General features: G+C 49.2%; 10 protein-coding genes, 1 pseudogene and 1 riboswitch. Of the genes and pseudogenes, 7 read left to right on the top strand and 4 right to left on the bottom strand.

From position 1 onward, the window contains the following. Positions 1-9 precede the first annotated feature (9 nt). The 4 genes and pseudogenes from BBEV_RS14345 to BBEV_RS14330 all read left to right on the top strand — a co-directional run bounded on the left by BBEV_RS14345 (position 10) and on the right by BBEV_RS14330 (position 6,756). A pseudogene (locus BBEV_RS14345) lies at positions 10-1,864 on the top strand (bifunctional homocysteine S-methyltransferase/methylenetetrahydrofolate reductase). Further along, on the top strand, positions 1,861-5,328 hold the full coding sequence (metH, locus tag BBEV_RS14340; RefSeq protein ID WP_069366086.1) for a methionine synthase: 3,468 nt from the start codon (positions 1,861-1,863) through the stop codon (positions 5,326-5,328). Before BBEV_RS14345 ends, metH begins: the two are co-directional and overlap by 4 nt. 230 nt (positions 5,329-5,558) lie before the next feature. Further along, positions 5,559-6,491 (top strand): manganese-dependent inorganic pyrophosphatase, encoded by a 933-nt coding sequence (locus tag BBEV_RS14335; protein WP_069366085.1) that lies wholly within the window; start codon positions 5,559-5,561, stop codon positions 6,489-6,491. A gap of 76 nt (positions 6,492-6,567) precedes the next feature. Beyond that, positions 6,568-6,756, top strand: a complete 189-nt coding sequence (locus tag BBEV_RS14330) for a hypothetical protein (RefSeq protein ID WP_069366084.1) — start codon at positions 6,568-6,570, stop codon at positions 6,754-6,756. A 271-nt stretch (positions 6,757-7,027) separates the two neighbouring features. Here the strand turns inward: BBEV_RS14330 and BBEV_RS14325 are convergent, their stop codons facing one another. From BBEV_RS14325 to BBEV_RS14315, 3 genes are all read right to left on the bottom strand, one after another. Continuing rightward, positions 7,028-7,450, bottom strand: coding sequence for a thioredoxin family protein (locus tag BBEV_RS14325; protein WP_069366083.1), 423 nt, complete (start codon positions 7,448-7,450; stop codon positions 7,028-7,030). 113 nt (positions 7,451-7,563) lie between these two features. After that, on the bottom strand, positions 7,564-8,247 hold the full coding sequence (locus tag BBEV_RS14320; RefSeq protein ID WP_069366082.1) for an amino acid ABC transporter permease: 684 nt from the start codon (positions 8,245-8,247) through the stop codon (positions 7,564-7,566). A 73-nt stretch (positions 8,248-8,320) separates the two neighbouring features. Further along, entirely contained in the window at positions 8,321-9,199 is an 879-nt protein-coding gene (locus tag BBEV_RS14315; RefSeq protein WP_069366081.1) for a transporter substrate-binding domain-containing protein, read from the bottom strand. 211 nt (positions 9,200-9,410) lie between these two features. Between BBEV_RS14315 and BBEV_RS14310 the strand changes: the two genes are divergently transcribed. Together BBEV_RS14310 and BBEV_RS14305 are read left to right on the top strand one after the other, a co-directional pair. Next, positions 9,411-9,980 carry a TetR/AcrR family transcriptional regulator gene (locus BBEV_RS14310; RefSeq protein WP_069366080.1) on the top strand — a complete coding sequence of 190 codons (570 nt, stop codon included), beginning with the start codon at positions 9,411-9,413 and terminating at the stop codon, positions 9,978-9,980. A gap of 82 nt (positions 9,981-10,062) precedes the next feature. Next, the gene (locus BBEV_RS14305) at positions 10,063-13,143 is read left to right on the top strand and encodes an efflux RND transporter permease subunit (RefSeq protein ID WP_069366079.1); all 3,081 of its coding nucleotides are present in this window, start codon (positions 10,063-10,065) and stop codon (positions 13,141-13,143) included. A gap of 106 nt (positions 13,144-13,249) precedes the next feature. On the opposite strand, the gene mgtE is transcribed toward BBEV_RS14305, so the two are convergent. Beyond that, positions 13,250-14,614 (bottom strand): magnesium transporter, encoded by a 1,365-nt coding sequence (gene mgtE / locus BBEV_RS14300; protein WP_069366078.1) that lies wholly within the window; start codon positions 14,612-14,614, stop codon positions 13,250-13,252. Positions 14,615-14,838: 224 nt separating this feature from the next. Beyond that, a riboswitch (M-box (ykoK) riboswitch) is annotated at positions 14,839-15,006 on the bottom strand. A gap of 147 nt (positions 15,007-15,153) precedes the next feature. Here mgtE and BBEV_RS14290 point away from each other — a divergent pair. Next, on the top strand, positions 15,154-15,504 hold the full coding sequence (locus BBEV_RS14290; RefSeq protein WP_069366076.1) for an ArsR/SmtB family transcription factor: 351 nt from the start codon (positions 15,154-15,156) through the stop codon (positions 15,502-15,504). The last annotated feature ends 78 nt before the right edge of the window (positions 15,505-15,582 follow it).

The following is a 15,582-nucleotide window of genomic DNA, read 5'->3' as shown; positions in this document are numbered from 1 at the left end:
GTGAGCATCGTGGGATTAAAAGAAGAATTGAATCACAGGGTGCTCGTGGGCGATGGTGCCATGGGTACGCTTTTATATCAGGAAGGGATCGAAGGCTGTTTTGAAGAACTCAATGCATCGGCTCCGGAAACCATTGAACAGGTTCACCGTCGCTACATCAACGCAGGGGCGGATGTGATTCAGACCAATACGTATGCGGCGAATCACGTGAAGCTCCGCCGTTATCAGCAGGAACACCGTGTGCGTGAATTCAATGAACAGGCTGTAAAAATCGCCCGGAAAGCGGCAGGAAATAATGCGTTTGTCGTAGGAACCATCGGTGGCATTAAAGCTTTTTTTTCTGACAGAGGATTCGGAAGAAGAGATGAAGGAGAGTCTTGCGGAACAAGTGGATGTCCTTGCCGGGACGGACATCGACGGCTTTTTGCTGGAGACCTTCTACGATCTGGATGAAATTCTCTTCGTGATCAGGAAGATCCGGAAAATCAGTGACAAACCGGTGATCGCCAACCTTACGATGGGGGATATCGGCGTCATGCAAGGCGGGATTCCGGTAAAAGATGCCCTAACAGCCTGCGAGGAAGCGGGTGCTGATATCGTGGGGCTCAACTGCCGGATGGGTCCTTATCATATGCTGCAGTCCATCGAACAAGTCCCGCTTCCTGAAGGACGCCGGTTGAGCATTTATCCGAACGCTTCCTTGCCGAATGTGCGGGATGGCCGGTTTTTCTATCAGTCCAACCCGGGTTATTTCAAACGGATGACCCGCTCTCTCGTCCAGGAAGGGGCACGGCTGATCGGCGGATGCTGTGGGACGGCGGAAGAACATATCCGGGCGATTCGGCAAGCGGTGGATGACGGGAAACTGGTCCCCATCGAATTCAAAAAGGATGTTACACCCGCACCACAACTGGAAGCGGTGGCGCCTGAAAAAAGGCCGAAACCCCTGCCGGATATTGTGAAAGAAAAGACATCGGTCATCGTCGAGTTGGATCCTCCGAAATCCCTCGCCCTCGTACCGAAATTTATGGAAGGCGTGGAAGCTTTGACGGACGCCGGTGCGGATGCGGTGACCCTGGCGGACAACTCTCTGGCGGTGTCACGGGTGGATAATTTTGCCCTCGGGATGCGCATGAAGCAGGAGAAAAACGCACGTCCTCTCCTTCATATGGCGTGCCGGGACCGCAACATCATCGGCATGCAGTCTCATTTACTGGGCCTTCATACAGCGGGGATTCATGATATCCTCACCATAACCGGAGATCCGGCAAAAGTCGGAGATTTCCCGGGAGCCACTTCGGTGTATGATATGGCTTCCATGGACCTCATGCGTCTCGTGAAGCAGCTCAATGAAGGCATGTCTTTCTCCGGGAAAGATATCGGGGAAAAGACCGCATTCAGCGTGGGAGCTGCTTTCAATGCCAACGCCCGGCGCATTGACCGGGAAGTGAAGCGTCTGGAGATGAAAGTGGAGGCAGGAGCAGATTATTTCATGAGCCAGCCCGTGTATGACCCGGAGCGGTTCAAAGAAATTCATGAAGCGACGAAACACCTGAATGTGCCGATTTATATGGGCATCATGCCCCTTGTAAGTTCACGTAATGCCGAGTTCCTTCATTATGAGGTGCCGGGTATAACGCTGACGGATGACGTCCGGGAACGGATGGCCCGTCTGGATGGGGACAAGGAAGCCAGTGCCCGGGAAGGAATTGCCCTCTCCAAGTATTTACTGGATGCGGCTTTGCCGTACTTTAACGGCATTTATTTAATTACGCCGTTTTTACGTTATGAGTTGACGGCTGAACTGACCCGCTATGTGCATCAGGCGTCAGTGAGTCTGGAACAGGAAGGACGATCGTTATGACGACACAAACCAAGCCTTTATTTACCGATGAATTAAAGCGGCGGATTCTGGTCCTTGACGGTGCCATGGGGACGATGCTGCAAAACGCCAATCTCACACCGGAGCAGTTCGGCGGGGAGGATTATGAAGGCTGTAATGAATATTTGAATGTGACTTCCCCTGAAGTGATTCGGGGCATTTATGCGGATTATCTCGCCGCAGGGGCGGATATTATTGAAACGAATACGTTTGGGGCAACGGAAATCGTACTCGATGATTACGATCTTGGACATCTCGCCTATGAACTTAATAAAGCTTCGGCTGAAATTGCCGTGGAAGAAGCGGAGAAGGCCAGTACGCCGGACAATCCCCGCTACGTGGCAGGTGCCATGGGGCCGACGACGAAGTCGCTGTCGGTTACTGGCGGAACGACGTTTGAAGAACTGGCGAAGAACTACAAGGTTCAGGTCCAGGGACTTCTGGACGGTGGCGTGGATCTTCTTTTACTGGAGACGAGCCAGGATATGCGTAACGTAAAAGCGGCGTATACGGCCATTGAAGACGTGTTTCAGGAACGCGGGACAGAGGTGCCCCTGATTATATCGGGTACGATTGAACCGATGGGGACGACCCTTGCCGGGCAGACCATCGAGTCTTTTTACATTTCACTGGAGCACATGAAACCGACGGTCGTGGGCCTGAACTGTGCCACAGGACCGGAATTTATGCAGGATCATCTGCGCTCCCTTTCAGAATTATCCACGGGATTTGTCCACTGTTACCCGAATGCGGGGCTTCCTGATGAAGAAGGCCATTATCATGAAACCCCGCAGTCTCTTGCGATGAAACTGAAGGACTTTGCCGAGAAGGGCTGGCTGAACGTCGTTGGCGGCTGTTGCGGGACCACACCGGAACATATCCGGGCAATGAAGGAAGCGGTGGCAGGCTACAAGCCCCGACAGCCGGCACAAGACATTCATCACACCATCTCCGGCATCGAACCCCTCGTCTATGATGATTCCCTGCGCCCAATTCTGGTCGGTGAGCGGACGAACGTTATCGGCAGTAAAAAGTTCAAACGGCTGATTGCGGAAGAAAAATTCGAAGAAGCTTCTGAAATTGCCAGAGCACAGGTGAAGCGCGGGGCCATGGTTGTTGACGTCTGTCTGGCAGACCCGGACAGAGATGAAATGCAGGACATGGAAGCCTTTTTGAAGTATGTCATCAATAAAGTAAAGGTTCCCCTCATGATCGATTCCACGGATGAAACGGTTATTGAGCGGGCACTGACGTATTCACAGGGGAAAGCGATCATCAACTCCATCAACCTTGAAGACGGAGAAGAACGTCTCGAAGCCGTCTCTCCATTGATCCGCCGTTTCGGGGCTGCCGTGGTTGTCGGAACCATCGACGAAGAAGGGATGGGCGTTTCCGCTGAGCGGAAACTGGCCATTGCGAAACGCTCCTATGAACTATTAACGGAAAAGTATGGCATTGCCCCGGAGGACATCATTTTTGATCCGCTGGTTTTCCCGGTGGGAACCGGGGATGAACAGTATATCGGTTCCGCCCAGGCCACTGTGGATGGCATCCGCATGATTAAGGAAGCCTTCCCGAGAACGATGACGATCCTTGGAGTCAGTAATGTGTCCTTTGGTCTTCCGCCACTGGGGCGGGAAGTTTTGAATGCAGCGTTTGTCTATCACTGCACCCGGGCAGGTCTCGATTACGCCATCGTGAATACCGAGAAATTGGAGCGCTACGGTTCTGTCTCCAAAGAGGAAAAGGAACTGGCGGATGAGCTCTTGTTTGACACTTCTGATGATACGCTGGCGGAATTCACGGCCTTTTACCGGGCGAAAAAACCCCAGCAGAAAGTGGAAGCGTCGAAACGGACACTGGAAGAGCGTCTCGCCAATTACATCATCGAGGGTTCAAAAGAAGGCCTCTATAAAGACCTGGATGAAGCACTGGTCAAGTATCCCGATCCTTTGGACATCATCAACGGGCCGTTGATGGACGGGATGGATGAAGTAGGGAAACTTTTTAACAACAATGAACTGATTGTGGCGGAGGTGCTCCAGTCCGCAGAAGCGATGAAAGCGGCCGTTGCGCACCTTGAGCCGCATATGGAAGCGAAAGAAGCCGATGACCGGGGAAAAGGAAAAATCCTTCTCGCCACGGTCAAAGGGGATGTCCACGATATCGGGAAGAACCTCGTGGAGATCATCCTCAGTAACAACGGTTTTCAGGTTGTGAATTTAGGCATTAAAGTCACGTCCAATGAACTGATCGAGGCCATCGAACGTGAAGACCCGGATTACATCGGGCTTTCCGGTCTGCTGGTGAAATCCACCCAACAGATGGTGATTACAGCCAACGACCTGAGAGAGCGGGGTGTGGCTATTCCGATCCTGGTCGGTGGTGCCGCATTGACCCGAAAGTTTACCGAGACAAAAATCACCAAACAATACAACGGACTGGTCCTCTATGCCAAAGACGCCATGAACGGTTTGTCCATTGCGAACAAGCTGGCGAAACCTGAAACCCGGGATGAACTGGTGGCGATACAGCATGAGAAACAGCTGAAGCTGCAAGAAGCCGCCAGTGCAGAAGAACAGGAAGGGAAGGCGCCGGTTCAGACCCTGGCCATTGACCCGGAGCGTTCCGAAGTCAGCCGGGACCATAAAGTCTATCAGCCCGAAGACTTCGAACCCCATATTCTGAAGGATTACCGTCTGACACATCTGCAGCCTTATCTGAATCTGCAGACACTCCTCGGCAGTCATCTGGGTGTGAACGGCAACGTAAAACGAAAGCTGGACAGTGGCGATGAACGAGTAGAGGAGCTGCTGGAAAAAGTGAACGCGCTGATTCACCGCGGGGAATCAGAACAGCTGTTAAGAGCCGACGGGATGTATCAGTTCTTCCCGGCCCAGGCGAACGGAAATGATATCCTGATTTACGACCCGGCGGATGAAACGACTGTGATTGAACGTTTTACGTTTCCCCGTCAGGAAAAGGCACCGTTTATGTGTCTGGCAGACTTCCTGAAGCCTGTGGACAGCGGTGAAATGGACCGGGTTGGGTTCCTGGCCGTTACTGCCGGGAAAGGCATTCGCAAGCTCGCCGAAGCCGCCAAGGACAGTGGTGATTACTTGGACAGCTATCTTGTCCAGGCGGTGGCTCTGGAACTTGCCGAAGCTTTCGCAGAACGGGTGCACCAGCAGATGCGCGACAAATGGGGCTTTTCGGATCCGGTGGATCTGACGATGCAGGACCGGTTTTCCGCACGCTATCAGGGGGTTCGTGTCAGTTACGGTTATCCCGCATGCCCGAATCTCGAGGATCAGGCAAAACTCTTCGGTCTCTTAAAGCCCGGGAAAATCGGGATTCAGCTGACCGACGAATATATGATGGAGCCGGAAGCCAGCGTGACAGCCATGGTCTTCTCCCACCCGGAAGGACGCTATTTTAACGTGTAGGTCTATTAGTGAAGTTATTTTCACGAACGTCAGGCGGCGACGCCCGAGGGACAAGCGCAGTCCGAAGATCCACTTTCGCAAAGCGAAAGTTAGCTGAGGGCAAGCCCCTGGGCAAGCGTCCGCCGAAAGTGAGTGAAAATAATCTGAAGCAACCGCCGTCTTTCAAGGCGGTTCTTCTTATGCTAGAATGATTATGGTAAATTCATGTTGATGAAGGAGTGTTGAAGAAGATGAGTGAAGGAAAAGTGTTGATTTTCGGGCATAAGAACCCGGATACAGATACGATTTGTTCAGCGCTGGTATACGCTGACTTGAAAAAGAAACTGGGCAAAAACGTGGAAGCCGTTCGTTTGGGTGAAGTCGGGGCGGAAACACAGTTTGCCCTCGATCAGTTTGGCGTCAGTGCACCACGCATGATGGAACACGTCGCGGATGAGGCGGATCAGGTGATTCTCGTGGATCATAACGAACGCCAGCAAAGTGCGGAAGATATCGACCAGGTACAGGTAATTGAAGTCATTGATCACCACCGCATTGCCAATTTCGAAACGGAAAGCCCGCTCTATTTCCGGGCAGAACCTGTCGGCTGCACAGCAACGATCCTGAATAAAATGTATAAGGAGAGCGGTGTGGAAGTGTCCAAAGAGATGGCAGGGCTGATGCTGTCTGCGATCATTTCCGACTCTCTTCTCTTCAAATCGCCAACGTGCACGGAAGAAGACGTGGATGCGGCAAAAGAACTGGCACCGCTGGCAGGTGTTGATCTGGATCAATACGGTCTGGATATGCTCAAAGCCGGTGCGGATATGGCCAGCAAAACACCGGAACAGCTGATCACGATGGACGCCAAGGAATTTTCCATGGGCGAGATCAAGGCAGTCATCGGTCAGGTGAACGTCATTGATGCGAAAGATGTCCTCGATCGTCAGAAACTCGTGGAAGACGCCATGCAAAAAGAAGTGGACAGCCGTGGACTGGGGCTTTATCTGCTGGCAGTCACAGATATCCTGAACAGCAATTCGATCGTTCTTGCTGTGGGCGAACAGGTTTCCGCAGTGGAAGAAGCATTTGGTGTTAGTTTTGAGAACGGACAAGCATTACTTGAGGGTGTTGTTTCCCGCAAGAAGCAGGTGGTTCCGCCACTGCAAAGCGTCTTGGGATAAATTCAAAAGCGCTTCATAACTCACAAATTGTGGGTATGAAGCGCTTTTTATTTTGCAGACGAGGAAAAGATAAATCATGGACAGTTCTTCAGGAACTGAATTGTCGAGCAATGGTTGCAGGAATTCAGTTGTCTTTCGTGATATTGATGAGCAAGTGCACACTTTTGATGAACAAACCCGGCTTATTGATGATCAAACCTGCTGGAGTGATGAACAGGTGCTGACGATTGATGAACAAGACCCGTCTTTTGATGAGCAACTTTAAATCCTCTGGTATTATCAGCACTTTTTAAAGGTCTGAAATTGAACATGGGTAATCTTCCTTCAAACAACATAATCTAATGAATGAGTTTTAAATGAAATCATGCTGTATTGATAAGATTTTGATCCATTTTGAACAAACTTGAAACCACTACCCGGCAGCATGTGCACGTTATATATTTCAGCATAACCATTTTTGTTATGACACGTAAAAACCACCTTCAATGCACTGACGGCAAAGAAGGTGGTTGTTTGATTATCAAATGAACAGTTGCTTATGGTCTGAAAAGATTCCCTTCCGGCACATAGCCGACGATCCGGTCGACGACTTCAGTTCCCTCCATCAGAAGGACTGTCGGGACACCTTCAATGGCAAAGTCTTCCCATGCCGCTTCGTTTTCCGGGATTCTTGCATGGAGTTTGTAGATCGGATAGGCGTCTGAACTGGATTGATAAGCCTGGATTTCCGGAGCGAATTGAATGCAGAATTTGCAATCGGGACTGTGGACATAGAGGAGGTATCGTTCTTCTTGAATGCCCTGGATATCATTATATAAGACTTCATTCTCCTGATAAAATGCCTGCGTCTGTTCATCGACTTCGTCGTAATAACTGTCCGTGGACGCACTGCTGGCATCTGCACAGCCGGCTGTCAGCAAACTGATCAGAATAAGTCCGATAAAAGTGACGTATCGCATAGGACGTTCCTCCTCATAAAAGATATGAATCAAGTTACCTATACTCTATCACATTTTCATGAAATCGTTTGTGACAAAATGGAGAAACATGCAGATTCAAATTAATAAATACGTCAGATTTCACCGTATTTTTCAAATCGCTTTTCCAGATAATTTTGCAGCAGTGTCATGATTGAACAGACAGCCCAGTAAATCAGTGCAACAAGGATAAACATCGTCATGTAATCCATTTCCCGGCCGGCAACAATACGCGACATTTGAAAAATCTCCGGTACGGTAATCATCGCCGCCAATGATGAAGCTTTGATCAGGTCGAGGAGTACATTGGTTAATGGAGGGACAGCAATCCGTGATGCCTGAGGTAAAACAATCCGCCACATCATTAACGGATAGGAAAAACCTAATGATCTCGCTGATTCCCATTGGCCTTTTGGTACAGCACTGATGGCGGAACGGTTAATTTCGGCCATGTATGCGGCGCTGTTAAAACTAAAGCCGATGACGGCAGCCGTTACAGCAGTAAATTGTATTCCGATATAGGGAAAACCGAAATACAAAAGAAACAAAATGATCAGAATCGGGACACCACGCATGAATGAAATGTATAAGCGCGCCGGCCATCGGAGCCATTTCTGGGCTGATCGCCTGGCGAGTGCCAGAAACAGACTCAAGATCAAGCCGAGCACCATGCTGACCAGGGAGATAAATAAGGTCAGCCCTAATCCCTCGAGCACGTAAGGGAGGGAACTCCACGCGAGCTCGGGATTAAAGATATACTGCCATTCAATCGACGTCATTGTCATGCCTCCTTACAAGGGCACCGGGAATCAGCGGATCCCCGGTGCCATAGGTTATGATGTGGTGATCGGTTTACTCGTCGTCGTACTCAACATCAGGTTCTTCAAATTCCATATCGGGTTCCTCAGAGACGTCCTGTCCACCGAAGAATTGCTCGGAAAGCGTTGTGACTGTTCCATCTTCAAGCATTTCCTGAATGACGCTGTTCAGTCTTTCCTGCAGCTCATGATTGTCTTCTTTCATGATCATCGCCTGATTGTTCGGATGATAGAACAGATCCGGATGAATGATGACGTCAATCTCAGGGAGCGCTTCGATCGCGAGTGACTGGAGGTAATAATCGTTCATCACCACGTCCAGGCGACCATTTTCGATATCACGTAAATACGTATCGTTGGTGACGTTCTCGTATGTGACGCCTTCAGCGCCATAGCTTTCGGCAATTTGCATATAGATGGTCGTTGCAGCGCCTCCGTGTTTCTTCCCTTCGAGATCTTCCAGTGTTTCAATACCGGAGTAATCATCGGGACGGACAATCATCGCACCGTACGAAAATTTATATGGTTCAGTAAACAAGAAACGTTCTTCCCGGTCTTCGTTAATATCAATATCGTTTACAGCGAGATCCACCTGTCCGCTGTTAATGGATGTCAGCATCCCGTCAAAACCCATTTCGGTGAATTCCACCTCAAGCCCGAGACGATCCGCTGCTTCGCGGGTGAGTTCGACTTCAAAGCCGGTCAGGCCTTCTTCGTCGTCATGAAAGGAAGCCGGGAATAATGTGCCGGATGTGGCAACCTGTAAGACACCGCGTTCTTCAATGTCTGCCCAACTGCCGGACGATTCCCCGCTCTCATCATTATTGGCGCCACAACCGGCTAACAGGCCAGCGGTTAACGCTGAAGCAATCAGTAATGCGGGCCTTTTTGCCCACTTGCGAAAACTTTTCATCTTCACTCATCTCTCCTTATTGATTAATTGCATTTTAAAGCCATTAAAACCTTACCATGTTGGTTGGTATTCTTGCAATAACAATGTATCGGCGATGTAAAGTGAGGAAATGGAGATCCTATAAAAAAGTTGTACAAATGAAGAGTATTTCATATGCAAACAGGGTACAGTTTGTTATATTTGTCAGGAAGCAACGGAACGGGGATGAGCTATGAGCCGAAAAAAAACCATCGACCCGGTGGATTTATACACTGCCACGGAAGAACTGATTTTGGAACATGGCTACAGCCGGTTTCATTTTAAAGCATTAGCAGAAAAGCTGGGTGTTGCAAGAAGCACCATTTACAATTACTACGATAAAAAAGAAGAATTGGTCACTGATTATATGATCCACCTTCTCGAGCGTTCAGTGGAACGAATCGATGATGCGGCAGAGGAAGAGGAACCTGTGAAAGGCCTGATCCGTCTCTGGTCACGTTATGCCCATATGCATCAAATGCTGCAGATCATGCCTTACATCGATCGTGAAGCGACGGATAAAGTACGTCAAAACGTTCAGCGGATGTTCGAACTGTTTCAGGAAATGAAAGCAAAGATCGGCGTGATCCTGACCAGTGGAAGAGAAGCGGAACTGATGCGTCAGGACGTCTCCTTGTCTACCCGGGTCGGCTTTATCATGGCGACGGTGCAAATACCGATATCGAACATGACGGAGGAAGAATGGGTGGATGAAGTTTACGCGATCGTAAGGGACGGCCTCTATTTGAATGGTAAAAAATGATACCCGGTTCAGGGAAAATGGAACCGGGTTAAAGTAAAATAAAAAATGACACTACTGTCATAAAGAAAAGGTGTGAGTGAATATGTTCGAAAAGGTGATTGAAAAGTCAAAAATCACGCTGATGTTTCTCTTAATTGCGGTGATCATTGGCGCATTAACACTTGTCACATTACCTCAGCGTGAAATTCCAGAGTTCTCCTTTGATATCGGGAATATCAGCACGGTCTATCCGGGGGCAACGCCGGAAGAAGTGGAGCAGCAGATCACTGTGCCATTGGAGGATGCCTTGGAAGGGATCGACGGCATCGATTCCAAGACAAGTGTATCGACATCGGGCTTTTCAAATATTACCGTCGAACTTGTGGATGGCGTGAACCGGACCGAGGTCTTTACGGATATTCAGCAGGCGATCGATGGTGCGAGGAACAGCTTACCGGCTGAAGCGAACGATACGGATTTCTCACAGGCAGAAGCCATCGGCTCCCTGTCCAGTTATCATCTGCTGGCGGATGACAGGGAGGATCTGTATGAGGTGCGAGAAGAACTTCACGATTGGCAGCGGGAAGTGGAACGACTCATCGATGTGTCCAGTACTGAGGTGAAAGGCTTTCCCGATCAGACGTTTGAAATCAATGTGGATAGTGAGGAGCTGTTTGAACGGGGACTGCAATTTCCCGATGTTATTGATGCGGTCGAAGGTGAACTGAACACCACCCCCCTTGGCATTGAAGTCATGGACGGTGAGAACGTCCAGCTCAAACTGACGACCCTGGAAGAACTCGAGGCCATTGCCGGAATTTTTGTGGCAAATGATGTTGAAGGAGAGGCAGTTTATCTCGAGGACATTGCGGAAGTGGGGCTGGTGCATGAGACACCGGATGATCTGATTACGTATGAAGAGACCCCGGCGCTGTCTTTCACCGTATTTGCCGAAGGTGGGGTCAGTATCCCGCAGGTGCATGATGATGTGGATGAATTGATGATGACGCTGCAAGAAGATCTGCCTGATGAAGTATCTCTTGATTTATTTTACACGCAGCAGACCATCGTCGATGAGATCTTCGGAGATCTGTCGTTGTCTTTTGCCCTCGCGGTGCTGTCCGTCATTGTAGTCACACTGCTCGGCCTGAATATCAGCTCGGCAGTCATCGTGGCGCTTGCCATTCCGACATCCGTTCTGATCGGATTGATTCCGTTACCGTTTTTCCAGGTGGATTTAAATCAGATCTCGATCATCGGGATGATCATCGCTTTAGGGATACTCGTGGATGACGGGATTGTGGTCGGTGACAATATCCGAAATAAATACAAGCAGGGCATGGCTCCGGTGGAAGGGGCACTGCAAGGGACACGCGAAGTGCGGGTGTCGATTATTACATCGACATTGACGATTGTATTCACCTTTTTACCGCTGGTCTTTATCCAGGGGGGGAACGGTGACTTTATTGCGGCACTCCCAACGGTTTTGATCACAACCATTATCGCATCGACCATCGTCGCACTGACACTTGTCCCGATCTTTTTGATCTGGCGTCAGAAGAAGCAGTACCGCGCGAAGAAAAAACGAGTGGCCCAGCGCGATGGCCTTCTGGGTAAACAGTTTGATAAGCTGGCCAACTGGTACAGTGATACCTTATTAACCCGGGTCGTCCGTCATCCATGGAAAGTCGCAATCGTTGGTTTTGTGATGACAACAGCTTTCTACGGATTGATACCGTTTATTCCGGTGGAATTCTTTCCGAGCACTGACCGTGAAGAAGTGACTGTCGAAGTACGACTCCCGGCAGGAACAACCCTGGAAGAAACAGAAAGCACACTCGAAGACATGCGGGCACAGATTCTTTCTGAAGATGAGCATGTCTATGAAACTGCCATTTATGCAGGCGGCGGCCTGCCGCCACTCTTTGGAGACGGGATCTCCAACAGCGGCGTGGAAACAGGAAACCTGCTGTTAAGAGTGGACAAAGAGGAGCAGTCCGCACGCGAGACCATCGACCGCTGGACGCCGGTCCTGCAGGATGATTATGAATTTGCGGAGCCGGAATTGACGACGATTGAATCCGGACCGCCAGTCGGTGCGCCGATTGCCATTACGATACAAGGGCCGGATGTGAACACACTCATTGATTTGAGTAATGAGTTGCAAGACCGGATCGGTGAGATTCCGGAAAGTGGAACGGTTCGGGATGATATGGGACCTCTGCGTCCGACGCTTGTCTACGAGCCGGTCAGGGATGAACTCGAGGAAAACGGGATTCGCATGGCTGATATCAGTGAACAAATCAGTCTGCGAACGGACGGATTGCCGCTGATGACTTTCCGTTCAGATGAAGGAGCTGTCGGGATCCAGTTGCTCCTTGATAAAGTAAATGACGAGGAAGGCGTTGACCTCTCTGAGATTTCACTCCCTGCTTCGGGTGAGGGCAATGGTGACGCTGGACCGCCGGACTTGATCTCATTGGATAATCTCTTAACAGAGACCCGGGCGGAGGAAATTCCGCAGATCACCCGGGAGGAAAGCATCCGTACCATCACCCTCCGTGTCTTTCCGTCAGCTGAAGATGACAATGGTCTGGAAGATGAAGTGCAGGCCATTACTGATGATGTTCAAGAAAGTGCCGGCAGTGAGTACACCGTGAGTCAGGGTGGTGAAACGGAAGCACGCACCGATTTCATTATTGAACTGTTCACGCTGTTCATTCTCGTCTTGTTTTTGATTTATATCGTCATGGCGATCCAGTTTTATTCCCTCGCAATGCCGCTGCTCGTGATGAGTACGGTGCATATTGCCGGAGCGGGCGCGGTGATCGGCTTGTTTTTGACCCAGACGGGTCTCGGGTTCATGGCGTTGATGGGGATCGTGTCACTGGCCGGGATCGTTGTCCGGAATTCCATCGTTTTGCTGGAGTTCATCAATCAGCGCCGGGCAGAAGGCATGGGGATCCAAGAAGCAGTGATTGAAGCCGGGCGGGTTCGACTGCGTCCGATCCTCTTGACAGCATTCACTGCGATCGGTGCCTTGACACCAGTCGCGCTGAGTGGTGATGTTCTCTTCGTTCCGCTGGCGATCTCGATCATTTCAGGACTATTGTTCTCCGCGGTCATCACGGTCATTATCGTGCCTGCGGTGTATACAGCATTTACGACGAAATTCGGAAAATAACGATTTTTTTACAAAGAAGGAGCCAATCCTCAGAGTGATAGAGGATTGGCTCTTTTTGTTTTGAGGGGAGCATTTATTCTGCATTTTGGCACAGGACACTCAGTCATCATAAATACGCCAGCATCGATGTTGCTACAGAAAAATAAATCAACAGACCGACAATGTCGTTGATCGTCGTGATAAATGGTCCGGATGCAATCGCCGGATCAAGATTCATTTTATTGATAAACATCGGAATCAATGTTCCGATAATCGTTGCAAGCGTCAGTGATAAGGTGATGGATGTGCCAACGACGATCGCCAGGAAGAAATTCCCCTGATACATAATCGGAATAATAATGATCAGGACGATGGCGCAAATGATTCCCAGAAGAAAACCGGTACTCAGTTCACGGAAGACCAGCTTGCCAATACCTTTTTTCTCCATACCCCCTAAAGCGATGGAGCGGACCGCGACGGCCAGTGACTGGGTGCCGGCATTACCTGCAGATCCCATGATCATGGGGATGAAGCCTGCCAGAAGAACGGCTGCCTCGAGTGTATCTTCAAATTGGCTGATGATATTGGCAGAAACCATTCCGATAAACATCAGTAATATGATCCAGGGCGCCCGCATTTTTGCGGCAGCGAATGGTGTGATTTTCATGTCGGTACTGCCTCGTGATGCAGCGAATTCATCGAGGTCTTCAGACGCTTCTTCTTCAATAACATCGAGGATATCGTCAAAGGTGATGATCCCGACCAGATGCCCTTGATCAGTGATGACCGGTACAGCTAGGAAATCGTATTTCTGGAAGAGTTTAGCCACGTCCTCCTGGTCATCTGATGTATTGACTGAAACAACACGGGTGCTCATGACTTCTTCCACTTTCCGATGAGCATCTGCCGTGATCAAGTCCCTTAGTGAAACCACCCCTACAAGTTTATCTTGCCGATTGGCGACGTAGAGATAGTAAATCGTCTCGGCATCAGGACCTTCTTCGCGAAGGAGATCGATAACATTTTCAATGAGGTCATCTGCATGCAGGCTGATGAACTCTTTTGTCATGATCCCGCCGGCGGTTTCCTCTTCATAAGACAAAAGTTCCTTAATATCTGCCTGGTCTTCTTCATCGAGGGTTTCGATAATTTTCGAAGCATCCGTTTCATCCATTTCACCAAGGAAATCGGCTACGTCATCGTCGGACATGTTATTGATCACGTCTTTGGCGTATTCCGGGTTTAACTCCTGCATAAATGATTTCTGTTCTTCAAAATCCAGTTCCTCGAAAATTTCAGCAAACTCTTCCGGGGATACAAAATGATAAAGCTTTGTTCGCAGATCTTTTCCGATACTGATAAAAATATCAAGCTGATCTTGTGTATGGAGATCGAAAAAGAGTTCACGAAACCGTGCCATATCCTCTTCTTGCAATGCATGTATTACTGCTGATTCATATTCTTCGCGGTTTTGTTCAGTTAACTTTACCATGGGGACAGCCTCCTTCAGCTTCAGATCTCTCCCCTTGAAGGATTGCCGGGGAAGGGATCCGTATATAATTGATCAATGGTTTTAAAACTTGGAACAGGGTCCATTCCCCTCAACTCCTTTCGTAAACGAGCATATTCACTGTAAAGCAAGAAAAAACACCTTCAACATTCAATGAAGGTGTTCGATTCCATAAGAAAAGAAGGCATTGAAACAGCATGCCGGCTTTCAACCTCCATTCGTAGAGCTTTAGCACTGTGGGGCATAGAGCCAGTGGCTCAGCTGCATTAAAAACGACCTTATGTCGACCGTTTCTGTTCACCCATTGGCGTCTTTGGACATTTTTGGGCATCAGCATGTCTCCCGCACAGGAGCCTCACCTAACGAGGGTTATGCGATTATTGTGATCACATGAAGTATAAGTGGAATCAGGGATCGATGTCAACCGCATTTGAGGTTTCACCCCTCCAAGTACTGCAAATGGATCTCGGTGTGCTATAATAAAGGTTCAAAATTAACCAACGCTAAAGGGGTGAGCAGAGATGTCGGCACCAGCTGCAGAAAATCTGAACGTATATACATCGCTGTTTCAACAGATCAGTGACAAAACGAGACTGAAAATTCTTTTGTACTTGCATGAGGAAGAACTGTGTGTCTGTAACCTGATGGACCTCCTTCAAGTAAGTCAACCCTCTGTCAGTCAGCACCTCAGGAAACTCCGGGATGCAGGTATCATTCAGGTACGAAAACAGGGGCAATGGAAGTACTATCGGATGAATATGGATTTTCCTCAATACAGCGTGCTTTTGAAACTGATCAATGACATGCCTTCATTAAAAGGAGAGATCGAAAGATTGAAACAGGATGAGCGCCGCATCACATGTACTATGTAGTCGATTGGTCTTCTTCTGTTCAAATCTCCAGGAATACTTTTTTTAATGAAACAAATTAGTGTAGAATAAAGGCAGACG

This window comes from Salisediminibacterium beveridgei (genome assembly GCF_001721685.1).
GTDB lineage: Bacteria > Bacillota > Bacilli > Bacillales > Salisediminibacteriaceae > Salisediminibacterium > Salisediminibacterium beveridgei.
Note: the sequence above shows the minus strand (reverse complement) of the source record. Positions and strands in the feature narration are given on the sequence as shown.

Excerpts from the sequence above, each read along its gene's own strand:
- metH (WP_069366086.1), top strand. The coding sequence starts at position 1,861 with ATGACGACACAAACCAAGCCTTTATTTACCGATGAATTAAAGCGGCGG.
- BBEV_RS14335 (WP_069366085.1), top strand. The coding sequence starts at position 5,559 with ATGAGTGAAGGAAAAGTGTTGATTTTCGGGCATAAGAACCCGGATACA.
- BBEV_RS14330 (WP_069366084.1), top strand. The coding sequence starts at position 6,568 with ATGGACAGTTCTTCAGGAACTGAATTGTCGAGCAATGGTTGCAGGAAT.
- BBEV_RS14325 (WP_069366083.1), bottom strand. The coding sequence starts at position 7,450 with ATGCGATACGTCACTTTTATCGGACTTATTCTGATCAGTTTGCTGACA.
- BBEV_RS14320 (WP_069366082.1), bottom strand. The coding sequence starts at position 8,247 with ATGACGTCGATTGAATGGCAGTATATCTTTAATCCCGAGCTCGCGTGG.
- BBEV_RS14315 (WP_069366081.1), bottom strand. The coding sequence starts at position 9,199 with ATGAAAAGTTTTCGCAAGTGGGCAAAAAGGCCCGCATTACTGATTGCT.
- BBEV_RS14310 (WP_069366080.1), top strand. The coding sequence starts at position 9,411 with ATGAGCCGAAAAAAAACCATCGACCCGGTGGATTTATACACTGCCACG.
- BBEV_RS14305 (WP_069366079.1), top strand. The coding sequence starts at position 10,063 with ATGTTCGAAAAGGTGATTGAAAAGTCAAAAATCACGCTGATGTTTCTC.
- mgtE (WP_069366078.1), bottom strand. The coding sequence starts at position 14,614 with ATGGTAAAGTTAACTGAACAAAACCGCGAAGAATATGAATCAGCAGTA.
- BBEV_RS14290 (WP_069366076.1), top strand. The coding sequence starts at position 15,154 with ATGTCGGCACCAGCTGCAGAAAATCTGAACGTATATACATCGCTGTTT.